We start from the raw sequence: 17050 nt of genomic DNA on the forward strand, positions 1-17050 counted from the left end.
GGGATCTCTGCCAGCGGCTGGACTATCCCGGGGGCCGAGCTCAGGCCTACTACCTGGCGGCCCGTTGGGTCGATGCGGAGGAGCACGACGTGGCGGCCATCGCCCGGGAGGGCAATTTGGGGGTGGTGGAGCCCCTCGGCCCGGAAAGCCGAGCGCTGTTGGAGGAGCTAGTGGTGGAAGGCCGCAGCAGGCTGTTGGAAGAGCTGGAAGAGCAATATTTGGAAGCTCCGGAAGCGACGAGGGAAGGAGATCGAGGATGAAGCCGGCACGACGGGGTCTTTGGGTGATGGTTCTTTGTTTCGTAGTGCTGGGGGCTTCGTCCGCTGAGGCTTGGGAAGTGCGGGACACCGCTTCTGCAGCAGCCTTCGGGGCTTTCCACGACAGCTTCGCTCCTGCCGCCTTCCACTTTCCCCGCCACGGCGCCGGCCCCTTGGGCTGGGTGGGCTTCAACCTCTACGCCGACGTGGCGGCGGTGGACGGCTTCGGCGACGAGGACTTCGCCGACGACGATCTGCCCGGCTCCGCCATTCGCGGCAGCCTGCCCGGGGACTTCCTGTCCATCGCCCGGGTGGGCGCGCGCAAGGGTCTCCCTGGTGGCTTCGACCTCGGCGTCGCCTACGGCGAGGTGCTGGACGCCGACTTCGACCTGCTATCGGCGGATCTCAAATGGTCCATCATCGACGGCGGCTTGCTCAAACCCGCCCTGGCACTGCGCATCACCGGCACCAAGAGCGACGGCAGCGACACCTACGACTTCACTCAGGTCGGCGCCGATCTGACCTTCTCCAAAGGCTTCGCCAACCTGGTGCCCTACATCGGCATCGGCGTGCTGCGCAGCGAGAGCTCCCTCGACCGCCCCGGCGGCGACACCCTCGAGGTGGACAGCACCGACCAGGTGCTCTTCGCCGGCGTCACCATCAACCTGCTGGTGCCCAAGATCAACCTCTCGGTGGAGCAGGGCGAGCACCTGCAGGCGGCGGTGCGCTTCTCCCTCGGCCTCTGATTCCGCCACGATCTCCAAGCCCCATCTGAGCCACAACCGATGTACCAGAACGCCAATCGCACTGCGCCCGTCGTCGCCGACCTGCGCTCCGACACCGTCACCCGGCCGACGCCGGAGATGCGCCGCGCCATGGCCGACGCCGAGGTGGGGGACGACGCCTTTGGCGAAGATCCCACGGTGCGGCGGCTGGAAGAGCAGAGTGCCGAGCTCCTGGGCCAGGAAGCGGCGGTCTTCGTACCCTCCGGCACCATGGGCAACCAGATCGCCCTCAATCTCCTGGGCGCCCCCGGCGGGGAAGTAGTGTGCGCCGAGCAGAGCCACATCATCGATTGGGAGATGGGGGCGGTGGCGGTGATCTCGGGGATGATCCCGCGCACCGTCGTGGCGCCGGAGGGGCAGCTCGACCCGTCCGCGGTGAGCGCGGCCATCCGTCCGCGGGGGGCGCTGCTGGCCCCGACCCTGGTGCTCTCGGTGGAGAACACCGCCAACATGGCCGGCGGCCGGGTCTACCGCCGGGAGCGCCTGGACCAGCTGCTGGCCCTGGCCGCCGAGCACCGCCTGGGCACCCACCTCGACGGTGCCCGTCTGTTCAACGCCGCGGTGGCTCTGGGCCAGACCCCGGCTCATCTGGCCGCTGGCTTCGACGTGGTGATGGTCTGTTTATCGAAGGGCCTGGGAGCGCCGGTGGGCTCGCTGGTGGCGGGCTCCCAAGAGTTGATGACCGAAGCCCGCCGCCGGCGCAAAATGCTCGGCGGCACCATGCGCCAAGCGGGCATCGTCGCCGCCGCCGGCCTGGTGGCCTTGGAGACCGGCATCGAGCGCTTGGAGGAGGATCACGAGAACGCCCGCTTCCTGGCCCGGGAGCTGACCCAGCTGCCCGGCTTGGAGGTCGACGCGGAGACGGTGGAAACCAATATTCTGATGGTGGCGGTGGCCGCCGAGGGCGAGGACGCGCCAGCGCTTCGGGACGAGCTGCGCCGCCGCGGCGTGCTCTGCGAGGCGGTGGACCGCTGCCGCCTGCGGCTGGTCACCCACCGGGACGTGGACCGCCAGGCTCTGGAAGCCGCCGTGGCGGTTTTCCAAGAGCTGCGGCGAGCTGCGGTGAGCCGCTGAAGCCCGGTCCGTGTTTTCTCTCCACGCCTCGGCTCTCCAGTTGCTAAACTCCAGCTACTGATTCCGCCTCCGCCGCCCCTCCCGATCCTTCGCTCATGAGCGCTGCCCATCCCAGTTCGTCCGCGCCGGCCCCGACCTCGCCCGGCGGACCCGAAGAAGACGCCCTGCCCCAGGAGAAGTTGGGCGCCGCCCTCGGGGTCTTCACCCCTTCCATCCTCACCATTCTCGGCGTCATCCTCTTCCTGCGCCTGGGTTGGGTAGTGGGCAACGTGGGGCTGGTGGGGGCCCTGCTGATCATTTTCCTGGCCCACTGCATTACCAGCTCCACCGCCCTCTCGGTGTCGGCGGTGACCACCAATATGAACGTCGGCGCCGGCGGCGCCTACTACATCATCTCCCGCTCTCTGGGGCTGGAGATCGGCGGCGCCATCGGCATCCCCCTCTTCCTCGCCCAGACCTTCTCCGTGACCCTCTACGCCTTCGGCCTGGCGGAGAGCCTGCAGCTCCTGTGGCCCCACCTGCCCCAGCGCGGGGTGGCGGCGGCGACGGTGGTGGGGGTCTCTCTGCTGGCCACCCGCGGCGCCGGCTGGGCCCTCAAGCTGCAGATCCCCATCATGGTGGCCATCGCCGTGGCCCTGGCCTCCCTGGGCACCGGCGCCGTGGGGGCGGCGCGGGAGAGCATTCCCCTGTGGGAGCAGGCCCCGAACCCGGAGCCCTTCTGGGCGGTCTTCGCGGTCTTCTTCCCGGCGGTCACCGGCATCATGGCGGGGATCAGCCTCTCCGGCGATTTGAAGGACCCCAAGCGCTCCATTCCGGTGGGCACCCTATCGGCGGTGGCGGTGGGCTTCGTCATCTACTTCGCCGTGCCCATCGTGCTGGCGGCGGTGGCACCGGCGGCGGAGCTGGCGGCGAACAATCTGATCTGGTTCGAGGTGGCGGCGGTGCCCCTGCTCATCTTCCCGGGCCTGTGGGGCGCCATCTTCTCCTCCGCCGTGGGCTCCATCCTCGGCGCTCCCCGCACCCTCGAAGTGCTGGCGGAGGACCGCGTCCTATGGCCCCGCTCTCGCCGCCTGCCGTCCCCCAAGGTGCGCCGCTGGCTGGCCCACGGGCTGTCCACGGCGGTGGCCCTGCTGGCGGTGAGCCTCGGCGACCTCAACGCCGTGGCGCCGGTGCTCACCATGTTCTTCCTCACCACCTACGGCATGGTCAACCTGGTGGCGGGCCTCGAGCAGCTCAGCGGCGCCCCCTCCTACCGGCCTACCATCCGGGTGCCGTGGGCGGTGTCCCTGGCGGGGGCCGTCAGCTGTTTCATGGTCATGGCGTTGATCAACCGCACCGCGGCGGTGGTGGCGGTGGTGCTGGAAGTAGGCCTCTATCTCGCCCTCCGTCGCCGCTCCATGACCGCCACCTGGGGCGACCTGCGCTTCGGCGCCCTCATGTCCCTGGCCCGTGCCACCGTCCTCTGGCTCCGCCGTCTGCCGGTGGATCCCCGCAACTGGCGCCCCCACATCCTGCTCTTCGCCGGCGACCTGGAAAAGCGCGTCGAGCTGGTCCGCTTCGCCGCCTGGCTCAACCAGGACCGCGGCATCCTCACCGTCTGCCGCCTCATCGTCGGCGAGCTGGAGCAGCGCAGCCCGGAGGTGGCGGCGGAGCTCCAGCACATGGATCATCAGCTGGAGGAAGAGGGGCTGACGGCGTTCCCGGAGGTGGACATCGTCAGCGAGTTCGAGAGCGGCGTCCTGCACGTGGCCCAGGCCAACGGCATCGCCGGCATCACTTCCAACACCCTGATGTTCGGGTGGAGCGACAAGTCCGAGCGCACGGTCTCGAAGCTGCGCATCATGCGCCAGGCGACCTATCTCGGCAAGTCGACGGTGATGTGCCGCCTGGCCCCCCGCTCGCCGATCCGAACCTCCCATCTCCGCCGCCGCCGGCGCATCGACGTATGGTGGGGCGGCCTGCAAAACAACGGCGACATGCTCCTCCTCTTCGCCCACCTCCTGGCCGCAAACCCGGAGTGGTCCCGGGCCCAGATCTCGGTGAAGAGCATCTCGTCCCATGCAGCCAACTACGAGCAGATCGAGGCCAACCTCCAAAGCCTGCTCTCCCGCAGCCGCATCAACGCCGAAGCCGAAATCATCCGCCTCGCCCCCGGCGCCACCGTCCAAGACACCATCCACGAACAAAGCCGCGACGCCGACGTCGTCTTCATGGGCCTCCAACAACCCGAGTCCGGCGAAGAAGAAGCCTACGCCAGCCGCCTAGAAACCCTCGTCGAAGGCCTCCCGACGGTCATCCTCGTCCGCGCTGCGGGGATCTTCGCGGGGCAGCTGCTGGATGAGGTTTGAGCCGGTCCGATGCGGCTAAGTGACTGAAAACATAGGGACCAACATTTGGGTCCCACCCCTCCTGCTCTCGCGGTAGCGCCGCCGCAATCGGCGCAGGTGCCGAGCCGTCATCCCCAGGCGCTGAGCAGCCTCCTGGGCGGTCACATGTCCTTGCTGGAGAAGCTCCAAGATCTGGACCTTTCTCAGCTCATTCTGACTCATTTCGATTCTCTCCATGATGCGGACAGAATCGCTGGGCAGTTAAGGCGGACATTTTTGCTGGGCAGTCAGACAACTATCCTCCAAGATTGACGCCGCCCCGAGATCCCCCGTAAGCTGAGTCCGCAGTCAGCAAATCCCGAGCCACACAGAGAACCTCCAGGATGAGGAGAGAGAACCATGCAATCTGCAAAATGGATGGTGGGCTTCGGGTTGGTCGTGTTGATCGGAGTGGTCGGTTGGGTCTTGTGGGCTCCTACGACGGCACTGGCCGCCTGCGGGTGTAGCGCCATGACGTTGAAGCACTCGGGCACGACAGGCATCATGTGCACGGACAACGACCTCAACTTCCTCAAGACCGAATGCGACAAATTCACCGGGTCCGCCAAGGGCTGCATTACCAAATTCGCCTATGAGTGCCGCCTGGGGGTCAACTCCCAGAAGCTCGGCAATGTGAAGCCGTACCAGAAGACGGGCTTCCAGCCGGTGGCCACGCTGAAGGCGTCGAGCATTCCCAGTGATTGCACCATCGGACAGGTGCTGCAGGAGGACATCACCAGCGGCGGGAAGAGGGAAGCGAACCCTCCGATTATCCCGACCTCCTTGAGCGGCCTCCAGTCCCTGGCGGGGCACACCGTGGAGATCGACAACAGCAGCGCCAACTCCTTCCCGGCGGTGGGCGCCACCAAGGCGACGAATCCGTTCTTCGGGGGCGACAACTATGCCAGCCTGGCGGCCACCGACGTGCTGATCTCCGAGACGCCGACGACCATCAGCTGGTGGGACAATCCGGACCAGAGCAAGGACTCCCAGAGCGAGGTCGCGGCGTGGAAATTCCACTTCCTCTCCTTCGTCAACGGCTCCGCCAGCCAGCCCAGCTGCGCCTGCGCCTTCACCATCGAAGTCGATTGGAACGGCAAGAACGCTCCGACGACGAAGTGGACCAAGGATGCTGGCCTCAGCACCAACTGCACGTTCTGATCAGTCTGCTCCGCCGCGCAGCGCCGCCACCAACCCCAGAGCAAACAACCCCGCGTAAAGCGGCCAGGGGCCCCCGGTGGCCACCAGCACCGCTCCCGCCAGGATGCAAAACCCTCCGAGGACCGTTCCCCGCAGCCCGCTCAGCGGTGGGTCTTTGGGGCGGTTCTGCATGTTGTCCAGGGCCTTGAGCCCTTCCTGCACCAGTTGGGGGGTCTGCATCATCGCCTCCATCAGGTCCGGGGCGCTGCGGGTGACCTGGTGGAGGAGGCGTTGGGGGTGGAATTGGGCGAGGAAGACTTGTCGCACGTGGTGGCGGGTGAGGCCGACGATGTCGAAGTCCGGGAGCAGGCGGCGGCCGACGCCTTCGAAGGTCACCAAGGCTTTGACCATAAGCACCATCTCCACCGGGAAGTACATTCGGTACTGGCCGCCGAGGTTCACCGATTCGAGGATCATCTGCCCCAGGGTGATGCCGTCGAAGCTGGAGCGGCTGTGCCAGCGTTGGGAGAGCTCCACCAGCTCTCGGCGGAAGCCGTGGGGGTCGGCGCCGCGGGCCTGCTGGGCGGTCGACAGGAGGTAGCGGGCGGCCTGATCGGCGTCGCCTTGGACCAGGCTGAAGTAGTAGTAGAGGAGGGTGCGGCGGAGGGAATCGTCGAAGCGGCCCACCATGCCGAGGTCGATGAAGCCCGCCTTGGGGCCCGGGAGCACCAGCAGATTGCCCGGGTGCAGGTCGGCGTGGAAGAAGCCGTCCTGGTAGAGCATGCGGATGATCGCCTCCGCTCCCAGGTGCACCAGGCGGTCCCGGGCGTTGGCGTCGAGGGCCAGGGCTTCCAGGGAGTTGGGCTTGACGCCGTCGAGAAATTCCATGCACAGGACGTCGCGGCTGGAGTACTGGCGGTAGATGCGCGGGAAGACGATGTCCGGCTGGTCGCGGAAGTTGGCGGTGAAGACCTCGGCGTTGTCCGCCTCCCGTCGCAGATCTACCTCTTTGAAGGTGTAGTCGACGAATTCATCGATCACCACCCGCGGGCGGTAGCGGCCGAAGAAGACTTGCAGCACCGAACCCAGGACCTTGAGCAGCAGGGCGTCCCGACGCAGGGTCTCGCGGATGCCGGGCTTGACCACTTTGAGAATCACCGGATCGCCTTCGGCGGTGGTGGCGCGGTGGATCTGGGCGATGGAGGCCGAGCCCAGCGGCTGCTCGGAGATCCAGAAGAAGGCTTTGTGCACCGGCTGGCCTAGACCGTCTTCCACCAGTTCCAGGAAGCGCTCGAAGGGCACTACCGGCAAGCGGTCGAGGAGGTTCTCGAGCTCGGAGGTGACGCTGTCCGGGAGGATGTCCCGGCGCAGGCTCAGGACCTGGCCGAGCTTGATGTAGGTCGGACCCAGGAGCTCCAGGCGGCGGCGCAGTTGGACGGGGAAGGGTTCCCGGCGCAGATCCCGGCGCAGCAGCAGGCGGCCGGGGAGAGTGAGGAGCCAGAGGAAGAGATAGACGGGGCCCCGGCGGCGCCCTTCGGGCCAGTAGCGAACCCGTGCCAGCAGCCCGCCGAGGAGCAAGGCGTAGAGGTGGCGGTGGGTGCTGGCGAGGCGGCGCAGGATGCCCGGGGGCTTACGGTCCGGCAGCAGCTCGAAGGGCCGGCCGTCCTCGCCCAGGGGGAGCTGACCCGGGGCAGTAGCGTCCCGGAAATTGCGGGCTCTGCCGACACGGCCCTTGCCCGAAGGTGATGGGACGCTCCGAGGCTTCACGGGGAGGGTTCCCGGGCGTCGTTCGGCAGGGGAACGGTGGCGCAGAGGGTCGGTAGGGTGCTGTTCATGGACGGTTCGACCCGCGGAAGCTCCGGTGGCAAGGCGTGGGCGGCACGGTGGTAGCCACCACGGTGCTGACCGGACTTCGCGGGGTCACGGCGGATCTTATCAGTGTCGGGGACTGGGAATCCCTAAGGTGACTCTGAGGGTCGGATCTTACTGCCGAGGGGCGAGGGGCTGCCGGGGGAGGCGGCGAGCCGGAGCTCCCTCAGGCCTCGGCGCTGCTGGCCACCGCAGCCTGCCGAACCGTCGCGGCGCGCGGAAAACTCGCTGGCGCTCAGACAGTTCCGCGCGTTTCTCCGCTCTGGTTCGCGCCTGCGGTGGGCGCCTCGGAGTCTTCGCTCGCTTCCAGCTCGCCGCCTCCCCCAGCAGCCGAGACCGCGGCGACCGTCGCCGCCACCAGCTCGTCATCGCTGGGTCTGGCAGCCTCCGCCGCCGGCTCGACCCCCAGCTCCCGCAGCGCGGTGCTGGTGACGGGGCCGATGGAGGCGGCGCGGAGCTCGTTGCGGCGGCTGGGCCAGGCGCCGCCGAGGAGCTCGGCGAAGGAGCGGGCGATGCGGGGGCTGGTGAAGGTGACCCAGCCCAAGGGGGAGTCGAGGAAGAGCTCCTCGGCCTGGGCGGCTGCTTGTGGCGGCAAGCGCTTGTCGTAGGCGGTGACGGCGCTGACGGGGACCTGGGCGGCGCGCAGGGCCTGTTCCAGGGTGGGGCGGGCGTCGGCGGCTTGGGGGAGGAGGACCTGGTCATCCGGGGCGAGGTGCTGGAGGAGCTCCTGGGCCAGATGCTCGGCGTCGCCCTGGGCGGGGACCAGGTGAGCCTTCAAACCGTGCTCTTCGAGGGCCGCAGCGGTGGCGCCGCCGACGGCGGCGAGGCGGGTGGTGTCGGGCCAGTGCTCGACTCGGGGGAGCAGAGCGCGGACGGCGTTGGCGGAGGTGAGGGCAACCCAGGAGAAGTCCGCCAGGCGGGCGGCGGCGGCGTCGAGGGGGGCGGGGTCCTCCGGCGGCATCACCGCCAGCAGCGGCAGCCGGACGACGGTGGCGCCGGCTTCCTGGTAGGCCCGGACGAGGCCTTCGGCTTGGGCCGCCGGGCGGGTGACGACGACCCGGATGCCGGCGAGAGGAGCTGAAGGGGAGCTGTTCAAGGGGCGAGACCTTAGGTGATTCGGCTCGGGAGGAGGGCGACCCGGCTCGGGAGAGCCAGTGTCAGGAAGAGGATCGGCCCATGGCCTGGAGCACCACGGCGGCGCCGTCGGCGTGGAGGGCGTCGAGGCAGGCCTGGGTGACGGCGTCGGGGTCGTCCCCCCGGGCTTCGCCGCGGGCGGCTCGGGAGCCGTCGGGCATCGCCAGGACGGCGCTGAGGCGCAGCTCGCCGTTCTCCTCCCGGGCCCAGGCCGCCAGGGGCAGGGTGCAGTCGCCACCGAAGGCCGCGACGATCTTGCGCTCCATCACCGAGTCGCGCTCGGTGGCGGGGTCGTTGAGGCCGCGGCAGAGGGCGTCCGCCTCGCTGCCGGTGCGCACTTCCAGCGCCAGGGTTCCCTGACCCGGCGCGGGAATCATCAGCGCTGGATCCATGCGGTGGGCCTCCGACGGCTCGAGGTCCAGGTTCTCGATCCCCAGGCGGTCGATGCCGGCGGCGGCGAGGATCACGGCGTCGCCGTCGCCGGCGCGCCATTTGCCCAGGCGGGTGCCGACATTGCCGCGGATGGGGCGCACGTCGAGATCCGGGCGGGCCAGCAGCAGCTGGGAGCGGCGGCGTTGAGAGCCGGTGAGGACGCTGCCCCCCTGGGGCAGGTCGTGGACCGTCTTCGCCCCCACCAGCACGTCCCGAGGATCGGCGCGGCGGGGAAAGGCCGCCACCGTCAGGCCGGGGCCCAAGGTCACCGGCAGATCCTTGAGGCTGTGGACGGCGAAGTCCAGGGTGCCGTCCAGGAGCTCCTTCTCCAGCTCCTCGGTGAACAGCCCTTTGCCCCCCACCTCCGCCAGATCGCCGCGGTAGATGTCGCCGCGGGTGGTCTTGGGGACCAGCTCTACTTTCAGCCCGGGGTGGAGCGCTTCCAGCTCCCGGGCCACCAGGCCGGATTGGGCCAGGGCCAGATCGCTGCCGCGGGTTCCCAGGCGCAGGGTACGGGTTCGGATGGCGGGGGCGGTTTCAGTCATCGTCGTCTTCTCCGAGCTGGAAGAGCTCGCGCACCAGCTCCAGGTGGCCCGGTGCCTGCTCGTCGCGGCGCAGTCGGGTGCTGGGGTGATGCAGGAGCTTGCGCACCAGCGAACGGGTCAAGCGGTCCAGCTGGGCGTGGGTTTCGGCGGGGAAGTGTTGGCGAGCGGATTCCACTTCCTGGATACGCAGCAGCTCCGCCTTGCGCTGGAGCTCCGCTACCAGGGGTTCGGCCTCCAGCGAGCGGTGCCACTGGCGAAAGTGCTGGAGCTCCTCTTCGATGATGCGCTCGACCCGTGGGATTTCTTCCCGCCGTCGTTCTAGATTGCGTTCCACCAGGGCCTTCATGGAATCGATGTCGTGGAGGAAGAGATTCTCCAGCTTGCGCACCTCGGGCTCGACGTTGCGCGGCACTCCCAGGTCCACCATCAACAGCGGCCGCCCGGGGCGCCGGGCCATGGCCTGGCGCATCATGGGATGGGTGACCACCGGCTCGTCGGCGCCGGTGGAGACTACCACCAGATCCGCCGCCGAAAGGGCGTCGCCGCGCTCCTCGAAGGGCACTACGGCGATATTGCCCAGCTGCTCCCGGAGGTTCTCCGCCCGGCCGCGGCTGCGGTTGGTGACGGTCAGCCGGCCAGCGCCCCGCTCGCGCAAGTTGCGGGCCACCTGCAGGGCCATCTCGCCGGCGCCGAGGACCAGTACGCGGGTGCTCTCCAGATTGGAGAAGATGCTGCGGGCGAGCTCCACGACGCCATAGCCGAAGGACACGGCGCCGGCGGCGACGCTGGTCTCCTGGCGTGCCCGGCGGCCGGCGACGACGGCGCTCCGCAGCAGCTGGCGTAGTACGGTGCTGCTGGCGCCCACCGCTTCGGCGGCGGCGGCGGCCTGTTTGACCTGGCCGAGGATCTCGGGCTCGCCCAGGATCATCGATTCGAGCCCCGACGCCACCGACAGCAGGTGCACTGCGGCCTCTTCGTGCCAGTGGACGTAGAGCCGGCCCTGGCGGTGGATCTCCGGAGCCCGGCGTTTGAAAATCAGCTCCACCACTGCCTGGTAGGCCGCCTCCTCGTCCCGAGGGTGAACGTAGATCTCGGTGCGGTTGCAGGTGGAGAGCAGGCAGGCCTCGGCGATCTCCGCCCGCGCCAGCAGGTGCACCAGGGCGTCCGGGATCTCCTCCGGGCTGAAGGCGACGCGGTCCCGGAGGTCCAGATCGGCGCGGCGGAAGTCGGTGCCCACCAGGATCAGCGCCGGCGAGTTGCCGGAGCGGCCTGGTTCGGTGGGTGGCTCGGAGATGGGCATGGCGAGAAGGCGAGTCGAAGCGCTGCGGATCAGGTGAAGCCGTGGAAGCGCGGCAGCGCGAAGTTGACGACGATGAGGGAGAGGATGATCACCGCCAGGCCCGCGAGGCAGGCGATGGCGGTCTGGCGCCCTTGCCAGCGTCCCAGCCGGCGCATCAGCAGCGCCAGGCCGTAGAGAGCCCAGGTGGCGAGGGTGAAGAGCACGTTGGGATCGCCGAGCTCGAAGGCTCCTTGGGTCTGGTAGGAGTAGGTCATACCGACGGCGGCGGCACCGGTGAGGGCCAGGAAGCCCACCGCCAGAGACCAACTCATCAACCGGTCCAGCACTTCCAGCGGGGGCAGCCGGCCGTAGAAGAGGCGAAAGCGGGCGAGCTTGAGCTCGCGGTATAGGCGCAGGAAGAGGAAGGCGTAGCCGCTGGCCACGACGCAGGCGGCATAGCCCACCAGGGCGAGAGCCAGATGGGTGGCGAAGAGAGGGCTGGCGAAGGGGCGGATGGACGGGACATCCGGCCGTACCAGGGTGGAGGAGAGGAGCTGGAAGAGCAGCACCAAAGACATCAGCCAGACGCCGGTGGCGCGCTCTTGGCTGAGGTGCTCCTCGAGGGCATAGACCAGCGCCACCGCCAGGGCCACCACCGACAGAGCTTGGGGTACGGTGGCGGCGGGGAATTGGTGCCAGCGCAGGCCCAGGGCCACCAAATAGGCGACATGGAGGGCCAGAGTGCCCAGCAGCAACGGCTGCACCAGTCGCTCCGCCGTCCGATGGCGGGCGAGGAAAACCGCACCATAGAGCAGCACGAGAACCAAATACGCAAGGGGAAGCAGCACCTTGGCCGCGCTCAGGAAACTCTCCACAGCTGGGCAGTCTAGCACCGCTGGGGCGGGACAGGGGCCACTGTCGGGACCTATGGTAAGTTGCCGGCGAATTCTCGTTCACTTACTTGCCGGACTCGTGCCTTCGAGGCCAGCTTCTTCGAGACTCGTTCAGGTCTCGTCATCCGCCAGGGGTCCGGGGCCATTTCAGCGCCGAGTTGCTTCCTGCACCTCTTCGAAGGTCTTAGGAGGCCTCTGCCGGGCCAAAAAGTCAACCTTTGGATTCAGGAGACCTCATGATGTTCAGAGCTCGTACCCTCTTTTGCCTGTGCTTCCTCGCCCTCTTCGCCATGCCCGTTCTTGCGGCCGGTGTGAACGCGGACTCTGCGGGAACCGTCACTCCTGCCGATGAGGCCGTCGAAGCCGCCGGCCTGTGGCCGACCCCGGTCTTTCTCCATGACGATATAGACCCGGAGCCGGTCCCCGGTGACCAGCAGGAATGTGAGTACACCTGCGAGGGCAGCAGGACCACTTGGATCTTGATTTGCTCCGGCACCGAGGCGCATTGCTGCGGCATCGCCGATCGGGCTTGCCCCTACGTGGACCCACCGTCCACCGGCACCTCCAGCTGCAGCTGCACTCCTACCGGCCTGTAGGGCACCGGCGGAGAACACCGCCTCCCGGCACCCTTTCACCCGTCTTCCCACGGCCCCCGTCACCCCGTCACCCCGTCACTCCGTCACTCCCGATTGCGTGGGATTGACGGGTGGCGGCTGTGTTGACCTGGAAGTTGCCGGTCGTATCAGGTAAAAAACTACTAAGAGCCTGCTGGCTCTTACAGCAGGCTTCTCGACCGGGCATCCGCTCTGACGTCGACCCGACAACCTACTCGAGGGAATCCAGCCTATGCTTTTTCAGAGCTACGTTCATCCAGGGTTTCATGGTTCAGTGCGACGCCTCTGGACATCTCGCATCGTCCTCACCGTTGTTGTCCTCTGCTTGTTCAGTGGGAGTCCGCTGGCGGCCCAGTTGCAGCCCGGTGCCGCCGCGGTCGAGGAGGGAGAGAATTGGGAGCTCGGGATTTCGGAAGGCTCGTTGTTCGGCACGCTGCTGGTGCCCGAGGGACTCCCGCCGTATCCGGTGGCCCTGATCATCGCTGGCTCCGGACCCACGGACCGCAACGGCAACAATCCTCTGGCTGGGGAGAACAACAGCCTGCGGTACCTCGCGGAAGGGCTCGCCGCCGCGGGCATTGCCAGCCTGCGCTACGACAAGCGCATGATCGGTGACAGCGCCGGGCTCGACCTGAAGGAGTCGGATGTGGTGTTCGACGACTTTGTTTCCGATGCGTCCCAATGGGTGGAACGTTTGCGTGGCGACTCACGTTTCTCTTCGGTGACGGTCATCGGTCACAGCGAAGGTTCCCTCGTCGGGATGCTCGCCGTCCGCCGAGCCTCGGCGGATGCCTTTGTTTCCATCGCTGGACCGGGGCGGCCGCTGGGAGCCCTTCTGCGGGAGCAGCTGGAGGGCAAGCTGCCGCCGAAAGAGGCGATCCGAGCCGAGGAGATTCTGACCTCCTTGGAGCGGGGAGAATCCGTGGCCAAGGTTCCAAACATTCTCTCCAGTCTCTTCCGGCCGAGCGTGCAGCCGTTTCTGATCTCCATGCTGCGCTACGACCCTACGAAGGAGATCGCCAAGCTCGAGGTACCGACGCTCATCGTGCAGGGGAATACCGATATTCAAGTACCTGTCCAGGATGCGCTGGCGTTGAAGCAGGCGGCGCCGGAGGCCGAGTTTCGTCTGGTGGATGGGATGAATCACGTGCTCAAGAGTGTTCCTTCCGAGCTGGCCGCGCAGCAGGCTTCCTACGGAGATCCGAAGCTGCCGCTGGCAGAAGAGCTGCTGGGGCCGATCACTGAGCTCATCGGCAGTTTGAGCACGCTGCCGGAGCCTTGATGTCAGCTGGTCGGAGGGAAATGACCTTGCCGGGCCTGCCCCCGTTTGCTACGGTTTCGCTTTCGTGCGCCGCGGGTTGTTTCGTGGGCGCTGAGTCGTGGGCTCTCAGGCGGAGGGAATATGGCCAACGTCGTCATCGTCGGAATGCAGTGGGGAGACGAGGGGAAGGGCAAGGTGGTAGATCTCATCTGCCCTGCCTTCGATGCGGTGGTGCGCTATCAGGGCGGCCACAATGCGGGGCATACGGTGCGTTTTGGCGAGAAGCACTTCTCCCTCCATCTCATCCCCTCGGGGATTCTGCGGCCGGGCATGGATTGCGCTTTGGGCAACGGCATGGTGATTCAGCCGGATGCCCTCTTCGATGAGATCGAGCGCCTCGAGGAGGCCGGCGTGGAGCTGCAGGGCCGGCTCTTCATTTCCAACCGTGCCCACCTGGTGCTGCCCCAGGCGGCGGAGCTGGACCAGGCTCGGGAGCAGGCGCGGGGCGACACCCGGATCGGCACCACCAGTCGCGGTATCGGCCCCAGCTACGAGCAAAAGGCCTCCCGATTCGGCCTGCGGTTGGTGGATCTCTTCGCTGAGAACCTGGAGGCGCGGCTGCGGTCGCTGTTGCGCAAGACCAGTGCGGAGCTGGAGAGCCTCGGGGCGGAGCCGTCCCGGCACGATTTGGAATCGACCCTGGGCCGCTGCCGCCGCTGGCGGGATCGGTTGGAGCCCTTCCTATGCGATGTCGAGCTGAAGCTCCATCGCTGGTTGGGAGAGGGTAAGAGCCTGCTGCTGGAGGGAGCCCAGGGTACCCTGCTGGACGTCGACCACGGCACCTTCCCCTACGTCACCAGCTCCAATTCCACCGCCGGCGGCGCGTGCACCGGCAGCGGTCTGCCGCCCACGGCGGTGAACGGTGCTCTGGGAGTGCTCAAGGCTTATACCACCCGCGTCGGCGAAGGCCCCTTCACCACCGAGGTGGAGGGCTCGGTGGGGGAGTATTTGCGGCGCCGGGGCAACGAATTCGGCACCACCACCGGCAGACCGCGACGCTGCGGCTGGCTCGACCTGGTGGCCGCGCGCTACGCCAATCGCCTCAACGGCATCGGCGCCGTGGCCCTGACCAAGCTCGACGTCCTCGACGAGCTGGAGGAGATCCCCGTGTGCGTCGGCTACCGTCAAGGGGAGACGCTGCATCGGGAGTATTCCGCCGAGTTCGAAGCGGGCCAGGGTTTTACGCCGGAGTACAAGGTCATGCCCGGGTGGCAGGCCAGCACCGTCGGCATCACCGACTTCGCGCAGCTGCCCCCGGCAGCCCAGGACTACATTCGCCTGCTGGAAGACGAGCTGGGAGTGCCCATGGCGCTGATCTCCAGCGGTCCCCGGCGAGAGGAAACCATCGTGCGCAATCTGCCGGTGATGCAGAGCTTCGCGGGGGACCGGCTGGCAGCGGTGCGGGCGCAGCTGGACTGATTGCGATTTCCCTGCTTGCGCGATTTCTTTTCGGTCAGGACACGACTTTACAGAATTCACAGCGTTTTCTAAGCTAGCGCTCCGGCCGATTTTGCGATGAAAAAGTCTCGATGCCGACAAGGGAAGTCGGCGTCTTCTACTGTTATGCTCAAGTCTCCATGGCCGGATCGGAGATGAGCTCACAACGGGAGCAAGAGCTACTGGACCTACAGACAGCCCTGGCGCGCACTGCCAGCAACTGGCAGCGCACCATGGATGCCCTGGGTTTTCCGATCCTCGTCCTCGACGAGCGGCGGCATCTTCTGGATGCCAACGCCGCCGCCTTCCAACTGCTAGACCAGCGCCCGGAAGAGCTCCTCGGTCGTCGCCTCGAAACGCTCGGCGAAGACCGCACCTGGAACGCTCTGGTGGATTTGGTGGACAACCTGCCGCGGCGGGAGGGGGGCAGCATCTCGGGGCAGGTGCGCTCCGACGACAAGGCCCGTACTTGGGAGTTGACGGCTCGCTTCGTGTCGCCATCGGAGACCGACGAGGCGGGGATCTTGGTCACCGCCCGGGACGTCAGCCGGTTGGTGAAGCTTCAGGAGGCCATGAGCCGGCGCGAGACCGTGGAGACTCTCGGCTCGCTGGTGGCGGGAGTGGCCCACGAGGTGCGCAATCCGGTCTTCGCCATCAGTGCCCGCTGCGATTCGATCCTTCACAGCCTGAAAGAAGAAGGGGCGGTGGACCCGCAGACGTTGCGGGAGGATATCGAGGCGTTGATGCGCAGCGCCGACCGCCTGGGTCGGCTGATGCGGGCGCTGTTGGAATTCGGCCGCCCGCTGACCTCCAGTTTGAGCCGCCTGGCGCCGCATCAGCTGTTGTCGGAGGCGGTGGAGGATTGCACCGAGCTCGCCGAGGCCCGAAGCGTTGCCCTCGAGGTGCAGGCGGAGCCCTTGGACGAGTGGGTGCTGGGGGACCAAGGCAGGCTGGTGGCGGCCTTGCGCAATCTGGTGCTCAACGCTCTCCAGCATTCGGATGCAGGGGCCACCGTCAGCGCTCGCCTGATGGTGGATCAGGAGCCGGAAGAGGAGGGGCGGATCCGTTGCTGTCACTTCGTGGTGGAAGATGAAGGCCCCGGCTTCGCGCTGCACGATCTGGATCAGGTGACCACGCCGTTCTTTTCCCGCCGCAAGGGTGGCATCGGCCTGGGGCTGGCCATCGCGCAGCGCGTGGCGCAGCAATTCGAGGGCTCTCTAGCGCTCGAAAACCGCAGCTCCGGCGGGGCACGGGCGGTGATCACCCTGCCGTTGGGTTGGGTGCAGCACGGCATCGTTGGCTCCGGCCTCGACGACGCCTCCAGCCTGCGCTGAGCCCAGGATTTGCGGACAGCCTCAAGCCTCGATGAGCAGGGCCGCCAAGGCCTCCGTGACCCAGCTGCGGGAGGGTTGGCGAAGGCTCCTCTCCTGTAGGCGATCGAGGATCGGGCCCAAGGAGAGATCCGCCCGGCCGGTGATTTCAGCAGCGATGCCATCGAAGCGTTGGCGAAGGAATTCCCGCCGGTCCTCCGAAGGACCCATGGGCTGGGCGGCTCGCAGGGAGGGCAGCCAGTCCAGATAGACGCCGCGACCCGCCGCCACGCCACAGGAATCGAGAGTGCAGAGTACCGGCAGCTTGGCCTTGAGGAGCTCTACCCGGGCGTCGATGAGCGCTTGGGCTGCGTTCCAAAGCCGGTCGGCGACCTCACGGGGGGAACCCTGGCCGACGGCGTCCAGGATCAGCTCCCGGAGGCTGGGATCGCGCTGGAGGAATTGCCACAGCCGCCAGCCCTCGGCTCCGGCCTCGTCGAGGATGTCGGCACCGATGGCGAGGGCGCGGCCGGGGCTCAGGCAGTCGTTGGCCCGGCGATGGACCCGGGCCCATTCTTCGAGGGCGGTCCGGGC

Annotated in this window: 15 protein-coding genes; 9 read left to right on the forward strand and 6 right to left on the reverse strand. The window is 67.5% G+C overall.

Annotated features, from left to right (window positions below; all coding sequences use genetic code 11):
* The 5 genes from SX243_18920 to SX243_18940 all read left to right on the forward strand — a co-directional run.
* Positions 1-260 (forward strand): hypothetical protein (locus SX243_18920; protein MDY7095052.1); only part of this gene is annotated, 260 nt, incomplete at its 5' end.
* Positions 257-1003 carry a hypothetical protein gene (locus SX243_18925; protein MDY7095053.1) on the forward strand — a complete coding sequence of 249 codons (747 nt, stop codon included), beginning with the start codon at positions 257-259 and terminating at the stop codon, positions 1001-1003. The genes SX243_18920 and SX243_18925, both read left to right, overlap by 4 nt.
* 39 nt (positions 1004-1042) lie before the next feature.
* Positions 1043-2116, forward strand: a complete 1074-nt coding sequence (locus tag SX243_18930; GenBank protein ID MDY7095054.1) for a GntG family PLP-dependent aldolase — start codon at positions 1043-1045, stop codon at positions 2114-2116.
* A 95-nt stretch (positions 2117-2211) separates the two neighbouring features.
* Positions 2212-4464 (forward strand): Na-K-Cl cotransporter, encoded by a 2253-nt coding sequence (locus SX243_18935; GenBank protein MDY7095055.1) that lies wholly within the window; start codon positions 2212-2214, stop codon positions 4462-4464.
* A gap of 378 nt (positions 4465-4842) precedes the next feature.
* A complete protein-coding gene (locus SX243_18940) occupies positions 4843-5643 on the forward strand; it encodes a hypothetical protein (GenBank protein ID MDY7095056.1) in 801 nt (266 codons plus the stop codon).
* Here the strand turns inward: SX243_18940 and SX243_18945 are convergent, their stop codons facing one another.
* The 5 genes from SX243_18945 to ccsA form a co-directional block, all read right to left on the reverse strand.
* Complete coding sequence (locus tag SX243_18945; protein MDY7095057.1) at positions 5644-7389, reverse strand: AarF/UbiB family protein; 1746 nt, start codon at positions 7387-7389, stop codon at positions 5644-5646. It lies immediately after the preceding gene.
* Positions 7390-7726: 337 nt separating this feature from the next.
* Positions 7727-8587: a uroporphyrinogen-III synthase gene (locus tag SX243_18950; protein ID MDY7095058.1), complete on the reverse strand. Its 861-nt coding sequence runs from the start codon at positions 8585-8587 to the stop codon at positions 7727-7729.
* Between the two features lie 61 nt (positions 8588-8648).
* Positions 8649-9602 carry a hydroxymethylbilane synthase gene (gene hemC, locus SX243_18955; GenBank protein MDY7095059.1) on the reverse strand — a complete coding sequence of 318 codons (954 nt, stop codon included), beginning with the start codon at positions 9600-9602 and terminating at the stop codon, positions 8649-8651.
* A complete protein-coding gene (gene hemA / locus SX243_18960; GenBank protein MDY7095060.1) occupies positions 9595-10902 on the reverse strand; it encodes a glutamyl-tRNA reductase in 1308 nt (435 codons plus the stop codon). The genes hemC and hemA overlap by 8 nt, the downstream gene beginning before the upstream one ends.
* A 29-nt stretch (positions 10903-10931) precedes the next feature.
* Positions 10932-11729: a cytochrome c biogenesis protein CcsA gene (ccsA, locus tag SX243_18965; protein ID MDY7095061.1), complete on the reverse strand. Its 798-nt coding sequence runs from the start codon at positions 11727-11729 to the stop codon at positions 10932-10934.
* Between the two features lie 281 nt (positions 11730-12010).
* Between ccsA and SX243_18970 the strand changes: the two genes are divergently transcribed.
* The 4 genes from SX243_18970 to SX243_18985 all read left to right on the forward strand — a co-directional run bounded on the left by SX243_18970 (position 12011) and on the right by SX243_18985 (position 16480).
* Entirely contained in the window at positions 12011-12370 is a 360-nt protein-coding gene (locus tag SX243_18970) for a hypothetical protein (GenBank protein ID MDY7095062.1), read from the forward strand.
* A gap of 292 nt (positions 12371-12662) precedes the next feature.
* A complete protein-coding gene (locus SX243_18975; protein ID MDY7095063.1) occupies positions 12663-13670 on the forward strand; it encodes an alpha/beta hydrolase in 1008 nt (335 codons plus the stop codon).
* A gap of 120 nt (positions 13671-13790) precedes the next feature.
* Positions 13791-15128, forward strand: coding sequence for an adenylosuccinate synthase (locus SX243_18980; GenBank protein MDY7095064.1), 1338 nt, complete (start codon positions 13791-13793; stop codon positions 15126-15128).
* Between the two features lie 173 nt (positions 15129-15301).
* Positions 15302-16480 carry an ATP-binding protein gene (locus SX243_18985; protein ID MDY7095065.1) on the forward strand — a complete coding sequence of 393 codons (1179 nt, stop codon included), beginning with the start codon at positions 15302-15304 and terminating at the stop codon, positions 16478-16480.
* A gap of 21 nt (positions 16481-16501) precedes the next feature.
* Here the strand turns inward: SX243_18985 and SX243_18990 are convergent.
* The coding region (locus SX243_18990; GenBank protein MDY7095066.1) for a hypothetical protein at positions 16502-17050 on the reverse strand (549 nt) is incomplete at its 5' end.

It is taken from the genome of Acidobacteriota bacterium (assembly GCA_034211275.1).
GTDB lineage: Bacteria > Acidobacteriota > Thermoanaerobaculia > Multivoradales > JAHZIX01 > JAGQSE01.